Genomic DNA, 22,221 nt, shown 5'->3' on the forward strand with positions numbered 1-22,221 from the left:
AGAGAGCTTATCTACCGAATTTTAGTCGTATTTTTATACTCATGCTTATCGCATATTTTGGGGTGCTCGTCAGTAGAGTGGATCAGTTTTGCCCTCGATTACTAGAATCATTAACTCGTCAACCACAAAGCCCTCACTAAGATTATACACCTAGTGAGGGCTGTGTGTCCGTTTTCATTATTCTGTGGGTGAGGGCGGAGCCATCATGGATGTCTTGCCCAACCTCATGGACTTATTGGCTTAAGGAGCGTTTGGCAGTCTGGAGATAAGCTGTCAAAACTTGCTGCCGTAAAACAAGAGAACAGTAGAAGTTAGAACCTTAAAATGGGAGAGCTAGGAAAATCGCAATCGCCATTTTATGAAGATTTACCAATCTTTTGTAACTCTTCAGAGGTTACAATACTTCATAGGTGAGAGCTAAATCATCATGGCTGTCTATCCTCGTTCGTGTTGATAGGCTAACCCTGCTAGGACCCTTCTGATTAAGAAATCTTCTGGTTGATTTTTTTAACCTTATGCATTTCATCTTTAATAGGACAGGCACAATCGCAGTCGCCACAGGATCCTTTTTGTTTAATATAATGACGCAGACCAGCTAGAACAGCTAGGGCAATCAAGCTTGCAATAATAAAGGTTGACATAAATTAAACCTCCACATTTATAGTTTATCTGCTAAAGGAAGATTTTCCAAGGTAATGACTTTTTCCTTGACCTGACTCGGTTTCCTCAAGATAAAATAAACCATGCCCCCAACAATCAATAGAGCTAGACCTGTCCAAACAGTGAAAGTCCTACCATAAAGCAAGACCAAACCTAATTGATAGATAACTAGACTGACTAAATAGGCTAGACCAGTTTGGAAACCAATGGCCAGCAAGGTCCATCTGAGGTTGCCCATTTCCCGGCGAATAGCTCCGATGGCCGCAAAGCATGGAGCACAGAGGAGATTAAAGGTCAGGAAGGAATAGGCAGCTAGAGCTGTATAATCTCCTTGAAGGCTGGACCAAAGAGCATGACTGGTCTCGGTCGCATCTGGATTGTGGTAGAGAATCCCAAAGGTCGCTACCACTGTTTCCTTGGCTGCTAGACCAGTAATGGCTGCAACTGTCGCTTTCCAGTTTCCAAATCCCAGCGGTGTGAAAATCCAAGCTAAGAGACGACCGAGACTGGCCAAGATACTTTGGTCAGTTTCAACCGCTTGGAAAGCAAAATTATAGGAAGACATAAACCAAATCAGGACAGTCAAGCTAAAGATGATAGTCCCAGCTCGTTTGACAAAGCTCATAGCCTTCCCCAAGGCATAACGCAACACGGCTCTAGTCTTAGGCAGGTGATAGCTAGGCAATTCCATAATAAAGGGACTGGTATAACCACCCAAGAAGGAGGTTTTCTTAAGGGCGATCCCTGAAAAAATGATAGCCAGCATCCCCATAAAATAGGTACTTGGAGCAACCCAAGGGCTGTTGGGAAAGAAAGCTCCTGCAATCAGGGCAATTATGGACAGTTTAGCTGAGCAAGGCATAAAGGTTGCTGTCATAATAGTAATACGACGATCCCGCTCATTTTCAATAGTTCGGCTGGCCATAATTCCCGGTACACCACAACCTGTTGAAATCAGCATCGGAATGAAGGACTTTCCTGACAAACCAAAACGTCGGAAAATTCGATCCATGACGAAAGCAATCCGACTCATATACCCAATGTCTTCCAGAATGCCTAGACAGACAAAAAGAACAAAAATTTGGGGCAAAAACCCCAGTACAGTCCCAATCCCAGCAACAATCCCATCCACAATTAAGGACTGGAGCCAGTCGGCCACCCGTAAATCCTGTAAAATGTTGGTGACTAAATCAGGAATATAGCTACCGAAGAGGACATCATTGACCCAATCTGTTCCAAAGGTGCCCACCGTCTGAATAGAGAGGTAATAAACCATGAACATAGCCATAGCAAAAATCGGCAAGGCTAAAATCCGATTGGTCACAATCTTATCAATACGGTCAGAAAGAGTCATCTTAAAGTCGTCATCCTGACTCTGAGCCATCTGACAGACACGTTCAATAAAAGCGTAACGCTGGTTAACAACAATCGTTTCTGAATCTTCGGTAAAGACTTCTTCAGTAATCTTGATAATGTCATCAATCTCTTTCTTTTGGAAAGGGGAGAGGTTGACTTCTGCCTGAACCAGTTGATCCCTCTCAAAGAGTTTGATGGCATAAAAGCGGCTGGACCTCTGAGGTACTGTTTGACCAAGCACTTGAATAATTTGGGCCAAAGCTGCCTCAAATTTATCATCATAGGCTGGATACTGGATGGTCTCCACACTAGCCTTGGTAGTCTGACTGGCTTTTTTAATGGCCTTGTCAACACCAGTATTCTTCAGGGCACTGGTTGCGATGACTGGTAAGCCTAATTGATAGGATAGTTTTTCAGCATTAATAGCCTTCCCTTGACTCTTGAGCACATCACTCATATTGAGAGCAAGGGTAACTGGAATGCCTGTCTCAATCAATTGGGTCGTCAGATAGAGATTTCGTTCCAAATTAGTTGTATCAACCACATTTAAAATAGCATCCGAATGGTTGCTAAGGAGATAATCGCGGGCAATCTTTTCTTCTGGGCTATAAGGAGAAAGCGAATAGATGCCTGGCAAATCCTGAACAGTTACACTTGATAATTTTTTAACCTGACCGCTTTTTCTCTCAACGGTAACACCAGGCCAATTCCCCACTTGCTGGTTGGTTCCCGTCAGCAGATTAAACAGGCTGGTTTTACCACTATTGGGATTCCCAATAAGAGCAATTTCTGTCATTCCCTGTCTCCTTCCTCATCCTTGATTCTAATAACACTAACCATTTGAGCTTCTGATTTCCGCAAGGTCAATTCGTAACCTCGCAGACTGATTTCGATAGGATCCCCAAGCGGTGCTACTTTACGCAAATAAATCTTAGTATGTTTGGTCAAGCCCATATCCATTAAGCGGCGCTTGGCCTCATTGAGAGCATATATATTTTCAACATACGCAGACTGACCGACTTTCAATTCCGATAAGGGGAGAATTTCTTCCTCCTCAGCTAAATCAGCTACATCAATATTAGCTAATATTGATGTGTCAAAAGCCAAACGATTAGCTTTTAAGAGGATAATGGCACTGGACTTGGTCTTAGACAGGACTTTTAAGGTCGTATCTACCCTGAGGCCCAGATTAGAGAGGTGACGCAGGCTATCTTCTGGCAGATTAATACTGACAACTTGATAGGACTTATTTAAGTCTGCCTCTTGTAAAATCATCAGGACCTCCTTTGCTGACAAGAAAAAATTTTACTGTTACTATTATACCATAGAAAAGCCCATTAGATAGGCGTTTAAAGAAGATTGGAATCATTTCAAAAAGGAGCGAAAAATTATAATCTTTCGCTCCTTTTTCCGATTATTATCCAAACTAGACCAAAAACTAGATCACTCTAATCTCTAGGCTGCTTATAAGACCTTCCCGAGGAAGTCCTTAGTCCGCTCTTCCTTAGTATTTTCAAATACTTCTTGAGGACTGCCCTCTTCGACAATGATACCGCCGTCCATGAAAATAACACGATCAGCGACCTCACGGGCAAACCCCATTTCATGAGTGACGATGACCATGGTCATACCAGACATGGCCAAATCTTGAATAACCGCCAAAACTTCTCCGACCATTTCAGGGTCTAAGGCAGAAGTGGGTTCGTCAAAGAGAAGAACATCTGGATCCATAGCTAAACCACGGGCAATAGCAATCCGCTGCTGCTGACCACCCGAAAGTGAAGTCGGATTAGCCTTAGCCTTGTCCTTGAGTCCGACTTTCTCCAATAGCTCATAGGCTTTCTTTTCAGCCTGATTTTTGGATTGACCCTTGATTTTAGTTGGCGCCAAGATGATATTTTCCAGTACATTCATATTTGGGAAGAGGTTAAACTGCTGGAAAACCATCCCCATTTTTTCGCGCATTTTGAAAACATCGTTTTTCTTGTCAGTGATATCAACACCTTCAAAACTGACAGTCCCTTTGGTAGGAACTTCTAACAGATTCATGGTCCTAAGAAAGGTTGATTTACCAGATCCTGACGGACCAATAATAGCGACAACTTCGCCTCTTTTAATATCTAAATCAATCCCATTAAGAACTTCATTTTGTCCAAAATACTTATGCAGATTTTTAATGCTAATCAAGGTATCTGTCATGCTTTTTGTCCTTTCCCGAGACGATTTTCAAGCCACTTCTGACCAGCCGTTAAGATGGTTGTCAGCATGAGGTAGTAGAAGGCTGCAAACAAGAGGGGCTCCAAAGGAACGTAAGTCGTTGCCAAAACAGTTTGGGCACCATTCCACAATTCCATAATTCCAATGGTTTGCAAGAGCGAACTATCCTTAATGATGGTGATAAATTCATTACCCAAGGCCGGCAGGATATTTTTAAAGGCCTGTGGTAAGACCACATAGCGCATAGCCTTTCCAGGCTTAATTCCCAAAGAATAGGCAGCTTCAGTTTGTCCCTTAGGCACGGCTTCAATCCCTGCCCGAACAATTTCAGAGATATAAGCCCCGCTGTTAAGCGAGAGGATAATGATACCTGGAATTAGGCGTGAAAAGTCTAGTTCGACTGTTCCAAATCCAATAGAAGGTGCGTTTTTAAAGTCCATCCACAAGAAGGCAATCATGATTTGCACCACCATAGGAGTCCCGCGAAAGACCCAGACATAAAAGCTCACCAACCAGTTCAAAACTTTGATAGACGAACGCTTAGCAAGAGCTACCAGTACACCAAGAATGGTCCCAAAGAAAACCACACAGATAGAAATCATAATGGTGACAAGAACACCATAGTTAAAATAACCCCAATACTTGGGTAAAAAAGAAAAATCGAAATGCACAGATTTACTCCTATTTTTAAATAGCCAATCGGCTGTTTCCTAATGACGGGCAACTGACTTAAAAGAAGACGCCTCATCAATAAATTTGTAAATCATTCTACCATAAAATGTATAATAATACAATGTTATTTTATAATTTTCGAAATTCCTCAAAATTCCTGCATATTTTTCTGGAAAAAATAACTAGAAGGTAAATAAAAAGCCATTGGGAATTTTTCTGAGCTGGCGCAAAGAAAATCATCAATTGCCTTTGTAGTATTTTATTGTTAACTTAGATGGATTTAGAAGACAAAGTGTCCCTCTGCCTTTATTGGATCTGCGATTCTTTCTTCATTTTCTCCCTCTTTGTCAGCAGCCGTGTTTTCCTATGCATGGCTATATTTCCATTTCTTGTCGTTGCATCTACAACAAGAAACCTTTTAATATTCTTTGACAATCGTAAAAAAAAACGCTCCACTATGGACTGTATCCTCACTGTTAGATTATAGTTTAGTCCAACTTTAAGGATAAATACCTAGAGCGTTTTTCAGTGATACGGAATGGGTAAGTGCTGCTCACCAGTATTAATCGTGGATTACCACAAATTACTAGGCAGTCTGGTTAATGCTTAAGCTAATTTAGTGAAATCAAGAACCTTGCGACCCTGAATTTTGCCTGCTTCCATTTCATCAAAGACATCAGGTGCTGTATCCACATCAACTGTTTCAACAATCGGTACAACCAATCCTTGCGCACCAAAATCAAAGGCTTCTTCCAAATCTTTTCGTGTTCCTACGAGCGAACCAACAACACGAATGCCATCAAGAACAGTTTTTACAATAGAAAGTTCCATATATTCTGATGGAAGGCCAACAGCCACTACTGTACCGCCCGCACGGACACTATCAATAGCTTGGTTAAAGGCAACTTTTGAAACTGCGGTTACCACTACCCCGTGACAACCACCTGTTTTCTCTTGAATATAGGCAGCAACATCGTCAACTTCTTTGCCATTGACAATAATATCTGCGCCAGATTCTTTAGCCAGATTGAGCTTATCTTGGTTGATATCTACAGCGACAACTTGCGCATTGAAAACTTTTTTAGCATATTGAACCGCTAAGTTGCCAAGACCACCAGCCCCAAAGATACAAATCCATTTACCAGGAGCTGCTCCTGCTTCTTTAATAGCTTTGTAAGTAGTTACACCTGCACAGGTAATCGATGAGGCTTGAGCAGGATCTAAAGCTTCAGGCACTTTGACAGCGTAGTCAGCAGTAACAACTGCATATTCACTCATACCGCCATCCACGTTATAGCCAGCATTTTTAACAGAACGACAGAGGGTTTCGCGACCTGTTGTACAGTATTCACAATGGCCGCATCCTTCGAAGAACCATGCAATAGAGACACGATCACCGACTCTTAACGATTCAACACCTTCGCCAATTTCTTGGACGATACCAATACCTTCGTGACCAAGAATACGTCCAGGCACTTGACCAAAATCTCCATGAGCAACATGCAAGTCGGTATGACAAACACCACAGTACTCAACTTTCACAAGTGCCTCTCCATATTCAACCGTCGGTAAAGCATGATCCACTACCTCAACACCATTTGATGCTTGGTTTACAACAACTGCTTTCATATCACTTCCTCCTATATATAATTATTTTTTGTAATCGATTACAGGAATATTGTACATTATTTCACAATACTGTCAAGTATTTTCTGTAAATCAGCAGAGGAACAGAATCATACTGCTCCAAATTTCATCTAAAACAAGAGATCTAGGTACTAAAATTTCTCGTAAAGATTGGTTTTTCTTGTATCATTAATCATACAAAACAGCCATTGCTAAAACTTCAAATCTACCATTAGCTAAGATACCTCCAAGTCCACAATAGTTTTAGATAAGGATAACCACTTAAATTTGCCTGTTATTATTTCTTGATGAACATCTAATTATGATTCTCCTTTAAATAGGCGGTTTATTTGCGTCTGGGGCAAAAGTCCAGACTCGTTAACATTGTTCTAGATTTACCAGATCGATGCAGTTGTTGGGAGTAGGACTTGTTGGATACGCCAAGAAGTCTCATCTCTGCACAGTTCAAGTTCATGAGGTGCTTTAGCACCAATGAACCACTGCTGATTGGCTTTCTGTAACTGGTTTAAGTACTGTGCAAGTGATAGGTCAAACAGTCTGGGAGACTGTTTGAGAAAACCAAGATCAACTGTACCTAGGTGGGATTGAAATACTCCAGTGGACTTTGGTAGTCTGGGGATAGACTGCCAAAGCCTGCCACCTAAAAACAAGAATGTGGCAGAGATCTGAGCCCTAAAATAGAGAACGGGGAAAATCAAAATCGCGATATTATCACAATTTACTGATTGAGCCCCACTCTCGGACTAAAAATAAATGGAAACTAAAAGCCTTATCTGCCACCAGCCTAGCTGGTGGTTTTCTTGTTTTTCTCTCTGAGAAAAACTGGCTGGAAGCCATAAAAAAATCGGACTAAAAAGCCCGATTTTTCTATGATTATCTTAATAAAGCAGGTCATAGATTTCCATAGCGATTAGGTCAATGCTATCGAAGGTGTAAGTCTCACGTGCCTTGACATCACGCAACGTGAAAACAGGACCATTTTCAGGATCGTTCGCAAAAGAAACTTCCGCAACAACAACACCGTCACGTTCAAAATTTCGTTTCAGATTACTCCCATCTGTCGTCATCAAATTGAGACGATCAATGATTCTCACCAAATGTGATTCCATGTAAATTCTCCTTAGCTAAGATACAAGGAGCTTGGAAATCTAAATATCTCCAGCTACTACTTTTGCTCCTTGCTCCATTAATCTTTTAATCAATTTCATTTTACCATAAACTAGGAGAATGGGATAGGTGGAAACCCTAAAATAGCCAAATTTGCCCTGTTTTGCCAGTATTATCCTTTATATTAAACTGAAATTCACTTATTCTCTGTAAAGCAGAACCATACACAAGGTTTTAAGGATCAATTCTTTCCTATTAATAAGATTGGTAGATAATGGCCTTGATGGCATGCAGGCGGTTCTCAGCCTCTTGGAAAATGATTGGGCTAAATTTTTGAAAAATCTGGTCGGTGATTTCTAACTCGCTGTAACCATATTTATCGTAGACTTCCTGACCAATGCTTGTATTGAGATCATGAAAGGCAGGTAGGCAGTGCATGACGATGGTTTCTGGATTTTGCGTCATATCTAGGAGTTTCTGATTAACTTGGTAGGGCAGAAGCAAATCGATTCTATCCTTAAAATCTATATCTTCTCCCATAGAAACCCAAACATCAGTGTAAATCATATCTACACCCTTAACAGCTGCTGGATCGTCAGTTATCAGCAGTTTGGCTCCAGTATTGTGCTGTTTGGCCAGATCGACAATCGCTTGATCCGGCTGCAGACTCTCAGGAGCAATAATGGTGCAGTTAACACCAAGGATGGCAGAGGTGACTAGGAGAGAATTAGCCATATTGTTGCGGCCATCTCCGATATAAGCGATACTCAGACCTTCCAAGCTTCCAAAATGCTCCTTAAGGGTTAGAAAGTCTGCAATCATCTGGGTTGGATGCCAGGTATCAGTCAAGCCATTCCAAACAGGTACGCCAGAATATTTAGCCAAGGTTTCGACATCATCCTGTTTAAAGCCCCGATATTCGATACCGTCAAACATGGAGCCCAAGACCTTGGCCGTATCAGTCACCGACTCTTTCTTGCCTAACTGGGTTTCACCTGCTCCTAAATAGGTTACATTCATTCCTAAATCTTGACCGGCTACTGTGAAGGCGGAACGTGTCCGGGTTGACGTTTTCTCAAAGATTAGGGCGATGTTGAGTCCTTCCAAGTATCTGTGAACCTGCTTTTGTTTCTTAAGCTTCTTAAATTTAGCAGCTGATTCAATCAGTTCCAGCAGCTCTTCTTTAGTAAAATCTATCTCTTTTAAAAATGATTTAGCCATATATTTTCTCTTTCTTGTATTTTTATACAATAATTTTACAATAATTCAGCTATTTGTCAAGGAATATCTGTATTTTATTCATTTAGCTTTTGTTTTTAGCACTCTTGAGATTTGTCTGCTAAAATTCAATCTTTTTGCTTGCTTTCTATAGTTTGAATGTTATAATAACAGCATAGACTTTGACCAATATTGACTATAGGTCAAGATCGGAGGTTTACTATGTTATGTCAAAATTGTAAGCTCAACGATGCGAGCATACATCTCTATGCAAACGTTAATGGTCAGCAAAAGCAGATTGATCTCTGTCAAAACTGCTACCGAATTATGAAAGCTGATCCAGAAAATATTCTCAACAGTAATTTAACTAGCCAAAATCCACAGAATCAATCCATGGATTCTTTCTTTGATGATTTCTTTGGCGATTTAAACAACTTCAGGGCTTTTAACCCAGACTTGCCTAATTCCCCACAAACACAGGCAGGACGCGATGGTGGTAACCGTGGAGGCAATAATGGTGGAGCTAATAGGGGACGTCGTTCTCAGGCTCAGCCTCAGCAACCCGAAGGTATCTTGGAGGAGTTTGGTATCAATATTACTGATATGGCCCGTCGTGGCGATATCGATCCTGTCATCGGCCGCGATCAGGAAATTGTCCGCGTCATTGAAATCCTCAACCGGCGGACCAAGAATAATCCTGTCCTAATTGGTGAACCTGGTGTTGGTAAAACCGCTGTTGTTGAAGGCCTAGCGCAAAAGATCGTTGATGGTAATGTGCCACAAAAATTGCAGAGCAAGCAGGTTATCCGCTTGGATGTGGTCAGCTTGGTTCAAGGAACTGGTATCCGAGGTCAATTTGAAGAGCGCATGCAAAAGCTAATGGAAGAAATTCGCCAGCGGCAAGATGTTATTCTTTTCATTGACGAAATCCATGAAATCGTAGGTGCTGGTGGTACAACAGATGGCAGCATGGATGCTGGTAATATCTTAAAGCCAGCCCTAGCTCGCGGTGATCTGCAACTGGTTGGAGCAACTACCCTCAATGAATATCGTATCATCGAAAAAGATGCCGCTCTGGAACGACGAATGCAGCCTGTCAAGGTAGATGAGCCTTCTGTGGAAGAAACTATCACTATTTTGCGTGGTATTCAGCCAAAATATCAAGACTATCACCATGTTAAATACACCGATGACGCTATTGAAGCTGCTGCCGTCCTCTCTAACCGTTATATCCAAGACCGTTTCTTGCCGGATAAAGCTATCGATCTTTTGGATGAAGCTGGCTCAAAGATGAACTTGACTCTTAATTTTGTTGATCCTAAAGAAATTGACAAAAGGTTGGTGGAAGCTGAGAATCTCAAGGCCCAAGCCACTCGTGAAGAAGATTTTGAAAAAGCAGCTTACTTCCGCGATCAAATCGCTAAATATAAGGAAATGCAGTCCCAACAGCTGGATGAGCAAGATATTCCTGTCATCACCGAAAAACATATTGAAGCCATTGTTGAAGAAAAAACCAATATTCCAGTAGGTAATCTCAAAGAAAAAGAGCAGTCTCAACTGGTTAATCTAGCTAGTGACCTCAAGGCTCACGTTATCGGTCAAGACGATGCTGTTGATAAGATTGCTAAGGCCATCCGTCGAAATCGTGTTGGTTTGGGTGCTCCCAATCGGCCAATCGGTAGCTTCCTCTTTGTCGGACCTACCGGTGTTGGTAAGACAGAACTGTCTAAACAATTGGCTATTGAGCTCTTCGGTTCAGCCGACAGCATGATTCGCTTTGATATGTCGGAATACATGGAAAAACACGCTGTGTCCAAATTGGTCGGTGCCCCTCCAGGATATGTTGGCTATGAAGAAGCTGGGCAATTAACCGAAAAGGTTCGTCGCAATCCTTACTCCCTCATCCTCCTAGATGAAGTTGAAAAGGCTCATCCTGATGTTATGCACATGTTCCTGCAAGTCTTGGATGATGGTCGTCTGACAGATGGTCAAGGCCGGACTGTTAGCTTCAAGGATACCATTATTATCATGACCTCTAATGCTGGTACTGGTAAAGCAGAAGCTTCTGTTGGTTTTGGAGCGGCCCGTGAAGGTCGGACCAACTCTGTCCTTGGCGAACTCAGTAACTTCTTCAGTCCAGAATTCATGAACCGTTTTGATGGTATTATTGAATTCAAGGCCTTGAGTAAGGAAAATCTGCTTCATATCGTTGACCTGATGCTAGACGATGTCAATCAGCGTCTGTCCAGCAATGATCTCCACCTTGATGTAACGGATAAAGTTAAAGAAAAATTAGTTGATCTGGGTTATGATCCTAAGATGGGAGCAAGGCCTTTGCGTCGAACGATTCAAGAGTATATTGAAGATGCGATCACTGACTTTTATTTGGAAAATCCAAGTGAAAAGAACTTTAAAGCTGTCATGGCCTCAAATGGTAAGATTAGCATTAAGGCTGCTAAAAAAGCTGAGGCAAACATCGCCAGTAAGGAAGAAAGTTCTTCTACAGACTAAGTAAAATACCTTAGAGGGCTGGGCAAAAAACAGCCAACTGTATAGGGTGAGGCTGAGACAAAAGTTCTCAGCCTTATTTTTATTGTCTAGGTGCAGTGGTGAGAGTAAGACTTGTTGGCCATGCCAACCTAGTCTTACCCAGTTTCTGAGGTACTTTAGCAGCAATGAACCACTGTAACTGATTTTTCCGTTTTGGCCTTGTGCCAAAACGGAAAACCTAGTCAACTTGCGGGGTGGGAATACAATCCAAAATTTTCAATTTTTGGATTGATCCCATTCCTTTTTATTTATTATTCATTCTATTTATGTAGTATTAAATGGTTGCCACAGCAGTTATTGAACATCCTTATCTTGAGAATAAGAGAGCAGTTCTGCATCTCTTATAAGGACTCCTTTTAACAAGTTTTTCGGCAAATATGAGCAAGCATCTGACTCTCTTATGTTATAATAAACTCAGAAAATCTAAAGATGAGGAATTCCCATGTCCACTCCTACTTTTGGCCAAAAAGAGGCTGGAAAAAACTATGTTGCCCGCTATGGGGTCTATGCTGTCATCCCCAATCAGAATCAGACAGAAATCATCCTGGTCCAAGCCCCCAATGGAGCCTGGTTCCTGCCGGGCGGTGAGATTGAGTCTGATGAAGACAAGCTAACTGCCTTGGGACGAGAATTGATTGAAGAGCTGGGCTTTACGGCACAGGTTGGGCAGTACTATGGCCAGGCTGATGAATATTTCTATTCCAGTCACCGCGATACCTACTTTTACAATCCTGCTTATATCTATGAAGTTACTGGCTATACAACTGTTGGCAAGCCCTTAGAAGACTTCAACCATCTGGCTTGGTTCCCAGTCGAAGAAGCTATTAGCAAGCTCAAACGAGGCAGTCATAAATGGGGCATTGAAGAGTGGAAAAAATCTCATAGAACCTTATAAGCGAGCCGCTATTTTCAAAAAATCGTGCTATAATGTTACTATGCAAAGTCGATAAGGAGGTCTTCGATGAGACTAATCAATACCACGAGCAGCCACCCGTCACTTGTTCGTAATCAGCTGCGTAATACTGATGCTGAATTAGTTGAAGTTTATTCTGCTGGCAACAGCGATGTTGTTTTTTCCAAAGCACCCGGTCACTATGAACTCCTGATTTCTAACCGCCATCGGGCTATCAAAGATGAAGAAATTGAGAAAATTCGTGAGTTTTTCTTCAAGCGCAAAATTAATCCGGATATCATTATTCCCGATCAAATCAAATCGAGTCATACAGAAAAGTTGATTGAAATTTCAATTCCAACCACAAACTAAAAGTCACTTAAATGAGTGGCTTTTTTACTCTAAATATTAGATATAAAAAGGCTTTACAACCTAGTAAGATTGTAAAACCTTTTTTAATAGTCTATAGTGGCCTTTTATTTTGCTTTCACTTCAAAACCTTGGGCGACAGCTTCTGGGAAATTGCTTTCGACAATTTCTGCACAGTGGTCACAGATGGTTACGCCATAAGAACGTTCCTTAGTGGTTTCATCTGTGCGGCGGCAACGATCACAAACTGCTCCAGCTGCATGTTCAACACTAAAGGCTATACCGTCAAAGCTGACAGCATCAGCTGGTGCTGCTTGGTCAGTCACTGTTAATTGTGAGACAATTAGAAGTTGAGCGATATCACTTTGAAGGCTATCCAAGAACTCTCTGGTTTCTTGATCTGCATAAATTATGAGATGAGCTTCTAAGGACTTACCAATTAACTTGTCATTGCGCGCTTCTTCCAGAGCTTTTTGTGCTTGGGTACGAAGGGCCATAAAGGCTTCCCATCTTTCAAGAACTTGCTCTTGATCTACGAAGGTTTGAGCTTCTGGCATCTCAGCTAATTGAACAAAGTCCTCAGCTTCTTGATCAAGATAAGACCAAATTTCTTCAGATGTATGAGGAAGAATAGGAGTCAGAAGCTTAGTAATCTTAACGAGAATATCATAGAAGACAGTTTGCATCTGGTGGCGAACATGACTGTCCGCTGCCTCAATATAGACAACATCTTTAGCAAAATCTAAGTAGAAAGCTGATAAGTCAACTGTCAAGAAATTATTGACAGCCTTATAGACACTCATAAAGTCATAATTATTATAAGCTTCGAGGATAGTTGCTACCAATCGGTTGAACTTAATCATCATATATTGGTCAACCGGGCGAAGTTCCTCATAAGCGACTGCATCAGCTTTATTAAAGTCAGATGTGTTAGCTACCAAGAAGCGAAGCGTATTGCGGATCTTACGATAGCTTTCTGAGGTTTGTTTCAAGATATCCATTGAAATACGGACATCATTGCTTGTATCAACAGAGGCAACCCAAAGGCGCAGGATTTCAGCACCAAATTGCTTTTCAACATCACTTGGAAGGATAGTATTGCCAAGTGACTTAGACATTTTTTCACCTTTACCGTCAAGGACGAAACCTTGTGATAAGATAGCTTTGTATGGTGCGTGCCCGTTAACAGCAACAGAGGTAATCAAAGACGAGTTAAACCAACCACGATACTGGTCAGATCCTTCCAAATAAAGATCAGCCGGATAACCTAGGCCTTCTCGTTGATTCATGACACCGTTCCATGATGAGCCTGAATCGAACCAGACATCCATAATATCCGTTTCTTTGGTAAATTCACCATTTGGTGAACCTGGATGAGTGTAACCCTCTGGAAGAAGATCTTTAGTATCCCATTCCCACCAAATGACTGATCCGTGTTCAGTAAAAAGGTCAGCTACATGGTCTGTCACATCCTTGGTCATAATCGCTGTACCGTCTTCCGCATAGAAGATTGGAAGCGGTACACCCCAAGCTCGTTGACGAGAGATGACCCAATCACCACGGTCGCGAATCATATTATAGAGACGTGTCTTCCCCCATGATGGGTAGAAAGCTGTTTTATCAATTTCATCCAATATGTCTTGGCGGAAATTGGAAACAGAGGCAAACCATTGGGGAACAGCCCGCCAGATGATTGGCTTCTTAGTCCGCCAGTCAAATGGGTAGGAGTGGGTGATCTCTTCTTGAGCTAGGAGTAAATCCCCTAATTTCTCAAGAACGGTTGGCAGGACTTTGTCATAAAATTGACCTTGGAAATCTGGTCCAGCTTCTTGCGTCATGATACCGCGACTGTCAACTGTTACAGAAACTTCTAGTCCATATTTGATACCAACATTATAGTCATCTTCACCAAAGCCAGGAGCTGTATGGACAATTCCTGTACCAGAGTCAAGGGTAACATGGTCACCGACCATGACCAATTCTTCAACCTCACTGTCCCACGGGTGTTCGGTGGTAATCATTTCCAACTCAGCACCAGTATGACGCTCCAATACATGGAAATCGGACCAACCAAAACGCTCAGCCAAATCATCCAAAAGTTCCTCGGCTACGACATATTTACGGTCTTGACCAGCCACTTGAACAGTCACATAGCTAAAGTCTGCCCCCACAGTCAGCCCACGTGAAGCCGTAATGGTGAATGGGGTAGTCGTCCAGACAACAATATAAGTATCATTGTCCAGCACTCCTTTACCATCCTTAACCTTATTAGCATAGTAAAGAGAAGTCGAAACCAAGTCATGGTATTCAATTTCAGCTTCAGCTAAGGCAGATTCTGATGACCAAGACCAATAGACTGGCTTGGCTCCGCGATAAATATAACCCTTATCAGCCATGGCACCAAAGACACGAATCTGAGCAGCTTCATAGTCAGGCGTCAAGGTCACATAAGGATTTTCCCAATCGGCTGAAACCCCTAGACGTTTAAAATCTTCACGCTGTTTATCCACTTGGGAAAGGGCATAATCACGACACATTTTAAGATATTCTGCACGGTCTAACTCCTTGCGTTTTACGCCCTTCTTAGCTAAAACTTGCTCGATAGGGAGGCCATGCGTATCCCAACCAGGATTATAAGGAGCGCGATAGCCCATCATAGATTTAGAACGGATGATAATGTCCTTTGAAATCTTATTAAGAGCATGGCCAACATGGATATTTCCATTCGCATAGGGAGGCCCATCATGCAAAAAGAAAGCCGGCTTATCAGCATTTAATTCTTGACGCTTGCGATACAGTTCTGCCCGATCCCAGTCGGCCTGCCACTGAGGTTCTTTATTGGGCAGACCAGCCCGCATTGGAAATGCTGTTTTTCCAAGATTCAAAGTCTCTTTTAATTTCATAAATACACCTTCCATTTTGATAAGATTTTCTAATGACTTAGAAAAATATAAAAAGCCTTCGTCTGCATAAGGACGAAGGCTCGTGGTACCACCTTAATTCAGAAAAACTAGATTTAACTAATTTTTCTCTCTTGCGACTATAAGGGAGTCACCCTCCTAACCTAATATCAATTCAGTTAGAACAACTAGGAAATGATAAACTTTTCCTAAGAGATTGCAGATCTTCCACCATCACCTGCTCGCTGGAAATATTAGAAATTGCTCGCGTTTTCCTTTAGACTAGGGATATTCCTTAGTCTTGAATATTCAATTTAAAGGTTTGGGCTTCGCCGCCAGCCAATTCTGTGGCTGACATTTCAGAAGTATCTTGAATAGTTGGAGCCTGATTAGCTTGAGGAGTATTGTCGGCTGCATCAATCGCGGCAGAAATTTCACCCAAATCAAGTTTTTGTGTTTCTTCAAGAATACGGTTGCTTTCTTCGACACGGCGTTGCAGTTCAGCCATTTCAGATTCAGTGAATTGGCGAGTTGCATCATCAGTAGATTCTGATTCTGCAATCGGTGTTGTTGTACCAGCACTCGTAAGGGTTTGGTTATCATCCAAAACTTTTTCAACAACTTCTTTAAAGGCCTCATCTGAATTTTGCAGATAAACGGCAGTTGGTTGCAAGAGTTCACTCCACTCTTGTGAATTAATCATGTTCAACTGACCTTCAATGGTGCTCAACAAGCGTTGATGGAAGACGCGGCTTTGACGTTTGAGGGCTTCAGTTTCGATGGCAACTGCCTTGGCTTCATCTGTTGCATCACGTAAAATCTTGTTAGCCCGTGTCTTGGCTTCATCAATCAGCTGGTTAGCATCATAGTTGGCCTTGCTAAGCAAGTTAGTAGCTTGTGTGTTAGCTGAGAATTTAACTTTTTCAGCAGTTTCTTGAGCTAAGATAACTGATTGACTTAATGATTCTTTCATTTCATCAAAGTAAACCAGTTTTTCTTCAAGATTTTTAATCTTTGCTTCAAGATCACGATTTTTACGTGTTAGATCTTCAAAATCATCTACAAGGTCATCGAGAAAAGCGTCAACCTCCCGTTCATTGTAGCCGCGGAATTTTGTGTGAAAAGTTTTGTCTTTAATATCGAGTGCTGTTATTGCCATGTCACCCTCCTTATTTATTTTTAATATTCATTTATCTGTTGATAAATCATCCTAATAAACTTTGTAGTGTTCACACCATCTAAGAAGCTCTACAATCTCCCAATTGTCATTCATCTTCAGATCGTGTTAACACTACTGCATCGGCCTATCAGTTTTAATTGGCGTTCAAGCGTTCAACTGATTGGCCTTCTTTTTCGTAGTCTCAACTCAAGTTTAAGTCTAACTTCATCATGTGTTTGACTTCGTGAGACTAGGGGAATCTCTTTATTTATTAGCGTATTTTTTTAGTGTTAACTTATGCTTTTTATTTTTAGATAAGCCATTATCTCGGTAAATCTGAAAACGACCATAACCCCGCACACTTACCAAATCTCCCAACTCTAGTAATTCAGCAGGTCTGGTCAGTAGGCCATAGTTGAGTTTAACCTTCTCTTGCTCTACCAATTTACTGGCTAGTGACCTTGATAATTTAAAAGCTGATGCAATAACCTTATCAAGCCTCAAACTTGAAACTAGAATATCAAGCTCTTTAGCCCTATTGGTAGGCGATAAAAGCTGTGAAAGATCAACTTCTTTAATCTTAACAGCTGCACGGCCAATCTTTTCGACCGTTGAAAAATAGCTAACAAGAGGTTGCGTCACAATAATTTGAGCCCGAGATTCCGCTAAGATAATATCACCAAAAACATTACGCTGAATACCTAACTTGTTAATGAAACTTCCCATGATTTGGGCATGTGTCAAATGATTGAATTTGGAATTATAGCTAATTTCTAAGAGAGCTATTTCAAAATCTTGCAGTTCCAATTCATAATAATCCGGCGCTGCAATTACTCTAGCATATTCAGTTTTCAAATAGGCTGTAGATAAGTAATACTTTATCCCCATTTGTCCGAAGACGCTCTCGGCAATTTTTACCTGTCTTGGATCTAAAAAATCCGTCAGCTGATAAGTATATGTATCCTCAACCCGTTCAGCTAAGTCCCTCATCTTATCAATAAAGGTTCTTTCCTCCTTGCGGAAGTGCTGATAAATATCATTTTCAACCATCAAAACAATAAAATTGGTAACAGTCTCGCGAGCATTTGCAGGATAAAAATCGCCACAATTATGGTAAAATCCAAACCTGCAATTTGCAGAGGTAGACGTCGTAAAGGCTTGAGCAAAGGTTCTAAGAACTCTTCCAAAGCCTGACCTAGCCAAGACTCTCTAGCTCCTGGAAACCAGGATAATAGAGCATAGACAACCAGAAGAAGTGTCAGTATCCTGACTAAATAACTAAAAGCAACTAGAAAAAATACCATAACTAACGGCGTTTCATGTCATAGTCAAAAGGAACTTCTTGACTAGCGTTTGACAGGTGCATTTCTTCTACATCTACAACAACATCCTTTGGTGTTAAAAGATACATAGACGAACCGACCTTCTGTAAACTACCGTAGAGAACTCGGCTAGCTCCATCAATAAAGTCCAAACAACGACGAGCTTGCGCTTCCAACATATATTGGAAGTCAATCAAGACACATTCATGTTTGATAAGTAGGTCAACAATCTCTTGAGCATCCTCATATTTACGAGGAAACTTAAGAGCGATGGTTGTTCCCCCTGCTCCAGCCGGAATTGATACATCTGCAGGGCGAGAGCTTGGGCGGACAGCTTCTTCTTGAGCGGGTCGAGCCTGAGGCCGATTTTGAGCCGCTTGCGGCCTTTGTTGGGGTCGAACTTGCGGTTGTTGCTGTGATGAGGCTACTTGTGGTTGACGCTGCGGACGTTGCTGAGCCTGCTGCGGCTCCGGTTGACGTAAAGGACGCGGACCTTGTGGCTCAGTCTCCTGTGTTTCTTCTACTTCGCTAGCATCATCCGTATCAAAGTAGGAAACGATTTTTTCAAATCTATCTTTTATAGCCATGATTCTCTCCTATTCTTTAAAGAATGATGTTCCGATTCGGACAAATGTTGAGCCATTTGAGATAGCAATTGGAAAATCTCTGCTCATCCCCATGCTCAAATCATCGAAAGGCATATTCTTTATGTTTCTCTCTTTGAGACGCTGTCTCAAATCATTTGTCTGTTTAAAAATTTCATCCAATTCCTGATCGCTGGCATCAATCGGAGCCATAGTCATGAGCCCGACAATTTCAAGTTTGTCAAAAGCCGCTAATTCTTCGAGTATACTATCTACTTCTGCTGGGTCAAAGCCATGCTTACTTTCCTCACCAGAAATATTAACTTGAAGGAAGCACTTGATGGTATGGTCTGCTCTCTTTTGAATTTCAGCAGCTAGTTTGAGTGAATCAAGGGCATGGAAGTAATCCAGTAAATTGATAACATCCTTGACCTTACGTCTCTGTAAGGTTCCAATCAGGTGCCAAGTGACATCTCTATCCTTGAGTGCCTGATATTTATCAAGGAATTTATCAACGCGATTTTCACCGATGTGTTTCACACCTAGATCAACTAGTTGCTCAGCGACTTGACGGTTAACATACTTAGTAACAGCAATAATAGAAATATCAGAAGGCTGGCGCTCTGCTTCAGCAGCCGCAGCTGCTACTTGTTCATAGACGAAATTTTTATTCTTTTCTAAATCCATGATTAACGATTCTTAAAGAATGGTGGTGTTTCGAGTTCATCATCACCAGTATCAACATCAGAAGCTGAGAAAGAAGAAACATCTAATTGGCTATCCAATTGGTTTTCGGTTGGACGGCTGATGTTATCACGGCGCAGGTCCCAGTCACCAAAAGCCGAACTTGGTTGAGCTGGCTGTGTATGACGCGGTGTTGCTTGTGGCATTTCGCGATGTTCAGCCATATCAAATTCAAAGTTGTTTGGACGACGTTCAAAGCTACCATTATTTGGAACCGCTTGTTCATTAGTAGACCCAGTTTGTTTGAAGACTCGTGGCTGTGAGCTGACACCAGATACCCGTTCAAACTTATCTGGACGAACACCAGTTGCTACAACAGTAACACGAATTTCATCCTTCATGCTATCGTCAATTGCTGTACCAAGCCAGATATTAACGCCTTGACCAGCCGCTTGGCCAACAATTTCAGAAGCTTCTTCAGCTTCAGTCAAGGTCATATCAAGACCTCCGGTAACGTTGACAATAACATCTTCGGCACCATCAATAGTTGTCTCCAAAAGAGGTGAGTAGATTGCTTTACGGGCAGCTTCGATGATTCGTTCTTCACCTGAGCCGATACCAATACCCATCAGAGCGTTACCTTTGTTAGCCATAACAGTCTTAACATCGGCAAAGTCGAGGTTAATCAGACCTGGGCTGGTAATCAAATCGGTAATCCCTTGAACCCCTTGACGGAGGACATTATCCGCTTCACTGAGAGCTTCCAAGAGAGGAGTCTTCTTATCAACAATTTCCAAAAGATTGTTATTCGAAATAATCAAGAGGGTGTCAACTTGTTCCCGAAGTTCATTAATCCCTTCGATAGCAAAGTTGCCGCGTTTGTTTCCTTCAAAGCCAAATGGACGGGTTACAACCGCTACAGTAAGAGCACCAAGTCCCTTAGCCACACGAGCAATAACTGGAGCAGCACCTGTACCAGATCCACCGCCCATACCAGCAGTAATGAAGACCATATCAGCTCCTTGAAGAGCTTCGTTCAAATCTTCTTCACTTTCTTCAGCAGCTTTACGACCAACCTCCGGCTGACCTCCGGCACCAAGACCACGAGTCAATTTAGGGCCAAGCTGAATAACAGTCTCAGCTTTTGATGAACTTAGGGCTTGGATATCCGTGTTTGCAGCAATAAATTCAACTCCTGCAACGCCTTCTTCAATCATGCGGTTGATGGCATTGCCTCCGCCACCACCGACACCGATAACTTTAATGACTGCACCCTGGACAGATGCAGCATCGAATGAAAATGCCATTTTATTTCCTCACTTTAAATTAATCAAACATACTTCCAAAAATACCGCGAACACGGTCAGTCATTTTGGTCTTTGGTTTACTTTCTCCCTGATTTGTTCCACCTTGAACTGGTTCTGGAACTGAGAAGTCACCAGCAGGAGCCTGCGGTTGTTGAGCCTGCATAGCTGGTGCAGCAGGCTGAGCTGGTTGAGGAGCAACCGATGGTGCCACTGGCACAATCGGTTTCCGACGAAGCATTTCTTCACCGAGAACAGCTCCTTGAGCAATAATATCAACCTCACTCATAATACCAACGTACTCAACTAGACTGATAACATTAGCAAACATCGGATTGCGGATACCAACTTGGTTTGGAATATGAAGTTTGACTTGAGTGCCAAAAATTTCTTGGGCCAGTTCCACAACACCTGGAAGCATGGCTGCTCCACCAACCAGAACAATGCCACCTGGTAGATCGAGCAGACGACCGCGTTCTAAATCTTGTTTAACACGGTCAAAAATATGACGAACCCGTGCTGTAATAATTTCTGCTAAATAACGTTCAGAAACATCAACAGGTTCATCACTGCCAACACATTCAACTTGGGCTGTCTCTCTATCACTAGCTTCAGCTAGATTGGCAGTCCCGAAATTAAACTTGAGGGCTTCAGCAGTTTGGATCGAGGTTTGCAGAACCTTGGAAATATCCTTGGTGACGAAGTCCCCACCTTCCGGATAAATGTTAGTGTATTGCAATTCTTGAGCCCGCATTGAAGCAACGGTTGTTTGACCACCGCCCATATCAATAACAGTGGCACCAAATTCACGTTCCCCTTCATTTAGAACTGACTTGGCTAGGGAAAGTGGGGTGATAATAATGGTTTCAACTTGAATACCAGCTCGTTCAACAGTTGTCCGAAGGTTGTGCAAAATCGTGCTTGGGCCTGTGTAAATCAGACCACGCATTTCCAAACGAACCCCCATCATCCCGCGTGGGTCACGAATACCTTGGAAGCCATCAACGATGAACTCTTCAGGCACTAAAGAAATCACTTCCCGCTCTGGGGTAATACTCTTAGTCAGGGCCGATTGGACAACGCGCTCAATGTCTTCATCTTTGATTTCTTTTGATTCTGTGATGACCGGAATCATGCCTTGAGTCGGTTCAATTTGCAAGAGATTCGCTGGCAGGCCAACATTGACCTTGTCAATACTGATTCCTGCTTTTTCTTCAGCCTGATCAATACCTTCTTTGATGGCATTGGCAGCCGCCTCAATATCAACAATAATTCCATCTTTTACACCCGAACTAGGTACATTGCTCACACCGATGACGTTCATCTGTCCATCAACCCATTCGGCAACCAATACTTTAATCGAGCTTGTTCCTATATCCAAACCTGTAAAAAAGCCATTTCTAGCCATTCACTCGACCTCTCTTACTTTACGATCTATTCTTATCTAATGACCCACCCTTTGGGCAGAGTTATACAGAAGGTATTATACCATAAAAAAACGGAAAAGGGGCTTATTTTCAATTTTTTGTCATATATTCTTAATCCTTTTAGTAGGCTAAAACTAAGGCAAAAAAGCAATG

Annotated in this window: 19 protein-coding genes; 3 read left to right on the forward strand and 16 right to left on the reverse strand. The window is 42.0% G+C overall.

Annotated elements, in window-relative coordinates; all coding sequences use genetic code 11:
• Positions 1 to 482: 482 nt before the first annotated feature.
• The 8 genes from G7Y32_RS04705 to argF form a co-directional block, all read right to left on the reverse strand.
• On the reverse strand, positions 483 to 641 hold the full coding sequence (locus G7Y32_RS04705) for a FeoB-associated Cys-rich membrane protein (protein WP_165211339.1): 159 nt from the start codon (positions 639 to 641) through the stop codon (positions 483 to 485).
• 17 nt (positions 642 to 658) lie between these two features.
• On the reverse strand, positions 659 to 2,812 hold the full coding sequence (gene feoB, locus G7Y32_RS04710) for a ferrous iron transport protein B (protein ID WP_165211342.1): 2,154 nt from the start codon (positions 2,810 to 2,812) through the stop codon (positions 659 to 661).
• Complete coding sequence (locus tag G7Y32_RS04715; protein ID WP_165211345.1) at positions 2,809 to 3,291, reverse strand: ferrous iron transport protein A; 483 nt, start codon at positions 3,289 to 3,291, stop codon at positions 2,809 to 2,811. The genes feoB and G7Y32_RS04715 overlap by 4 nt, the downstream gene beginning before the upstream one ends.
• 189 nt (positions 3,292 to 3,480) lie before the next feature.
• Positions 3,481 to 4,215 carry an amino acid ABC transporter ATP-binding protein gene (locus G7Y32_RS04720; RefSeq protein WP_165211348.1) on the reverse strand — a complete coding sequence of 245 codons (735 nt, stop codon included), beginning with the start codon at positions 4,213 to 4,215 and terminating at the stop codon, positions 3,481 to 3,483.
• Positions 4,212 to 4,904: an amino acid ABC transporter permease gene (locus G7Y32_RS04725; protein WP_165211351.1), complete on the reverse strand. Its 693-nt coding sequence runs from the start codon at positions 4,902 to 4,904 to the stop codon at positions 4,212 to 4,214. Before G7Y32_RS04725 ends, G7Y32_RS04720 begins: the two co-directional genes overlap by 4 nt.
• 607 nt (positions 4,905 to 5,511) lie before the next feature.
• Positions 5,512 to 6,534: an alcohol dehydrogenase AdhP gene (gene adhP, locus G7Y32_RS04730; protein WP_165211354.1), complete on the reverse strand. Its 1,023-nt coding sequence runs from the start codon at positions 6,532 to 6,534 to the stop codon at positions 5,512 to 5,514.
• An 896-nt stretch (positions 6,535 to 7,430) separates the two neighbouring features.
• Positions 7,431 to 7,661, reverse strand: coding sequence for a DUF1797 family protein (locus G7Y32_RS04735; RefSeq protein ID WP_004228013.1), 231 nt, complete (start codon positions 7,659 to 7,661; stop codon positions 7,431 to 7,433).
• 253 nt (positions 7,662 to 7,914) lie between these two features.
• Positions 7,915 to 8,880 (reverse strand): ornithine carbamoyltransferase, encoded by a 966-nt coding sequence (argF, locus tag G7Y32_RS04740; protein ID WP_165211357.1) that lies wholly within the window; start codon positions 8,878 to 8,880, stop codon positions 7,915 to 7,917.
• Positions 8,881 to 9,099: 219 nt separating this feature from the next.
• Here argF and G7Y32_RS04745 point away from each other — a divergent pair, with 219 nt between their 5' ends.
• The 3 genes from G7Y32_RS04745 to G7Y32_RS04755 all read left to right on the forward strand — a co-directional run bounded on the left by G7Y32_RS04745 (position 9,100) and on the right by G7Y32_RS04755 (position 12,691).
• Positions 9,100 to 11,388 carry an ATP-dependent Clp protease ATP-binding subunit gene (locus G7Y32_RS04745; protein ID WP_165211360.1) on the forward strand — a complete coding sequence of 763 codons (2,289 nt, stop codon included), beginning with the start codon at positions 9,100 to 9,102 and terminating at the stop codon, positions 11,386 to 11,388.
• A gap of 481 nt (positions 11,389 to 11,869) precedes the next feature.
• Positions 11,870 to 12,322, forward strand: coding sequence for an NUDIX hydrolase (locus G7Y32_RS04750; protein WP_165211363.1), 453 nt, complete (start codon positions 11,870 to 11,872; stop codon positions 12,320 to 12,322).
• A 66-nt stretch (positions 12,323 to 12,388) separates the two neighbouring features.
• Positions 12,389 to 12,691: a DUF1827 family protein gene (locus G7Y32_RS04755; protein ID WP_165211366.1), complete on the forward strand. Its 303-nt coding sequence runs from the start codon at positions 12,389 to 12,391 to the stop codon at positions 12,689 to 12,691.
• A gap of 104 nt (positions 12,692 to 12,795) precedes the next feature.
• Here G7Y32_RS04755 and ileS read toward each other — a convergent pair whose 3' ends face one another.
• From ileS to ftsA, 8 genes are all read right to left on the reverse strand, one after another.
• Positions 12,796 to 15,591 (reverse strand): isoleucine--tRNA ligase, encoded by a 2,796-nt coding sequence (gene ileS / locus G7Y32_RS04760; RefSeq protein ID WP_165211369.1) that lies wholly within the window; start codon positions 15,589 to 15,591, stop codon positions 12,796 to 12,798.
• Positions 15,592 to 15,883: 292 nt separating this feature from the next.
• On the reverse strand, positions 15,884 to 16,747 hold the full coding sequence (locus G7Y32_RS04765) for a DivIVA domain-containing protein (RefSeq protein ID WP_165211372.1): 864 nt from the start codon (positions 16,745 to 16,747) through the stop codon (positions 15,884 to 15,886).
• A gap of 264 nt (positions 16,748 to 17,011) precedes the next feature.
• Positions 17,012 to 17,797 (reverse strand): YlmH family RNA-binding protein, encoded by a 786-nt coding sequence (locus G7Y32_RS04770; protein WP_165211375.1) that lies wholly within the window; start codon positions 17,795 to 17,797, stop codon positions 17,012 to 17,014.
• Positions 17,797 to 18,051, reverse strand: coding sequence for a YggT family protein (locus G7Y32_RS04775; RefSeq protein WP_165211378.1), 255 nt, complete (start codon positions 18,049 to 18,051; stop codon positions 17,797 to 17,799). The genes G7Y32_RS04770 and G7Y32_RS04775 overlap by 1 nt, the downstream gene beginning before the upstream one ends.
• 2 nt (positions 18,052 to 18,053) lie before the next feature.
• A complete protein-coding gene (locus tag G7Y32_RS04780) occupies positions 18,054 to 18,656 on the reverse strand; it encodes a cell division protein SepF (RefSeq protein WP_165211381.1) in 603 nt (200 codons plus the stop codon).
• A 9-nt stretch (positions 18,657 to 18,665) separates the two neighbouring features.
• On the reverse strand, positions 18,666 to 19,340 hold the full coding sequence (locus G7Y32_RS04785; protein ID WP_165211384.1) for a YggS family pyridoxal phosphate-dependent enzyme: 675 nt from the start codon (positions 19,338 to 19,340) through the stop codon (positions 18,666 to 18,668).
• A 2-nt stretch (positions 19,341 to 19,342) separates the two neighbouring features.
• Positions 19,343 to 20,644, reverse strand: a complete 1,302-nt coding sequence (ftsZ, locus tag G7Y32_RS04790) for a cell division protein FtsZ (protein WP_165211387.1) — start codon at positions 20,642 to 20,644, stop codon at positions 19,343 to 19,345.
• Positions 20,645 to 20,663: 19 nt separating this feature from the next.
• Positions 20,664 to 22,049: a cell division protein FtsA gene (gene ftsA / locus G7Y32_RS04795; RefSeq protein ID WP_165211390.1), complete on the reverse strand. Its 1,386-nt coding sequence runs from the start codon at positions 22,047 to 22,049 to the stop codon at positions 20,664 to 20,666.
• Between the last annotated feature and the right edge of the window lie 172 nt (positions 22,050 to 22,221).

It is taken from the genome of Streptococcus tangpeifui, from assembly GCF_011038795.1.
In the GTDB taxonomy this organism is placed as follows: Bacteria; Bacillota; Bacilli; order Lactobacillales; family Streptococcaceae; genus Streptococcus; species Streptococcus tangpeifui.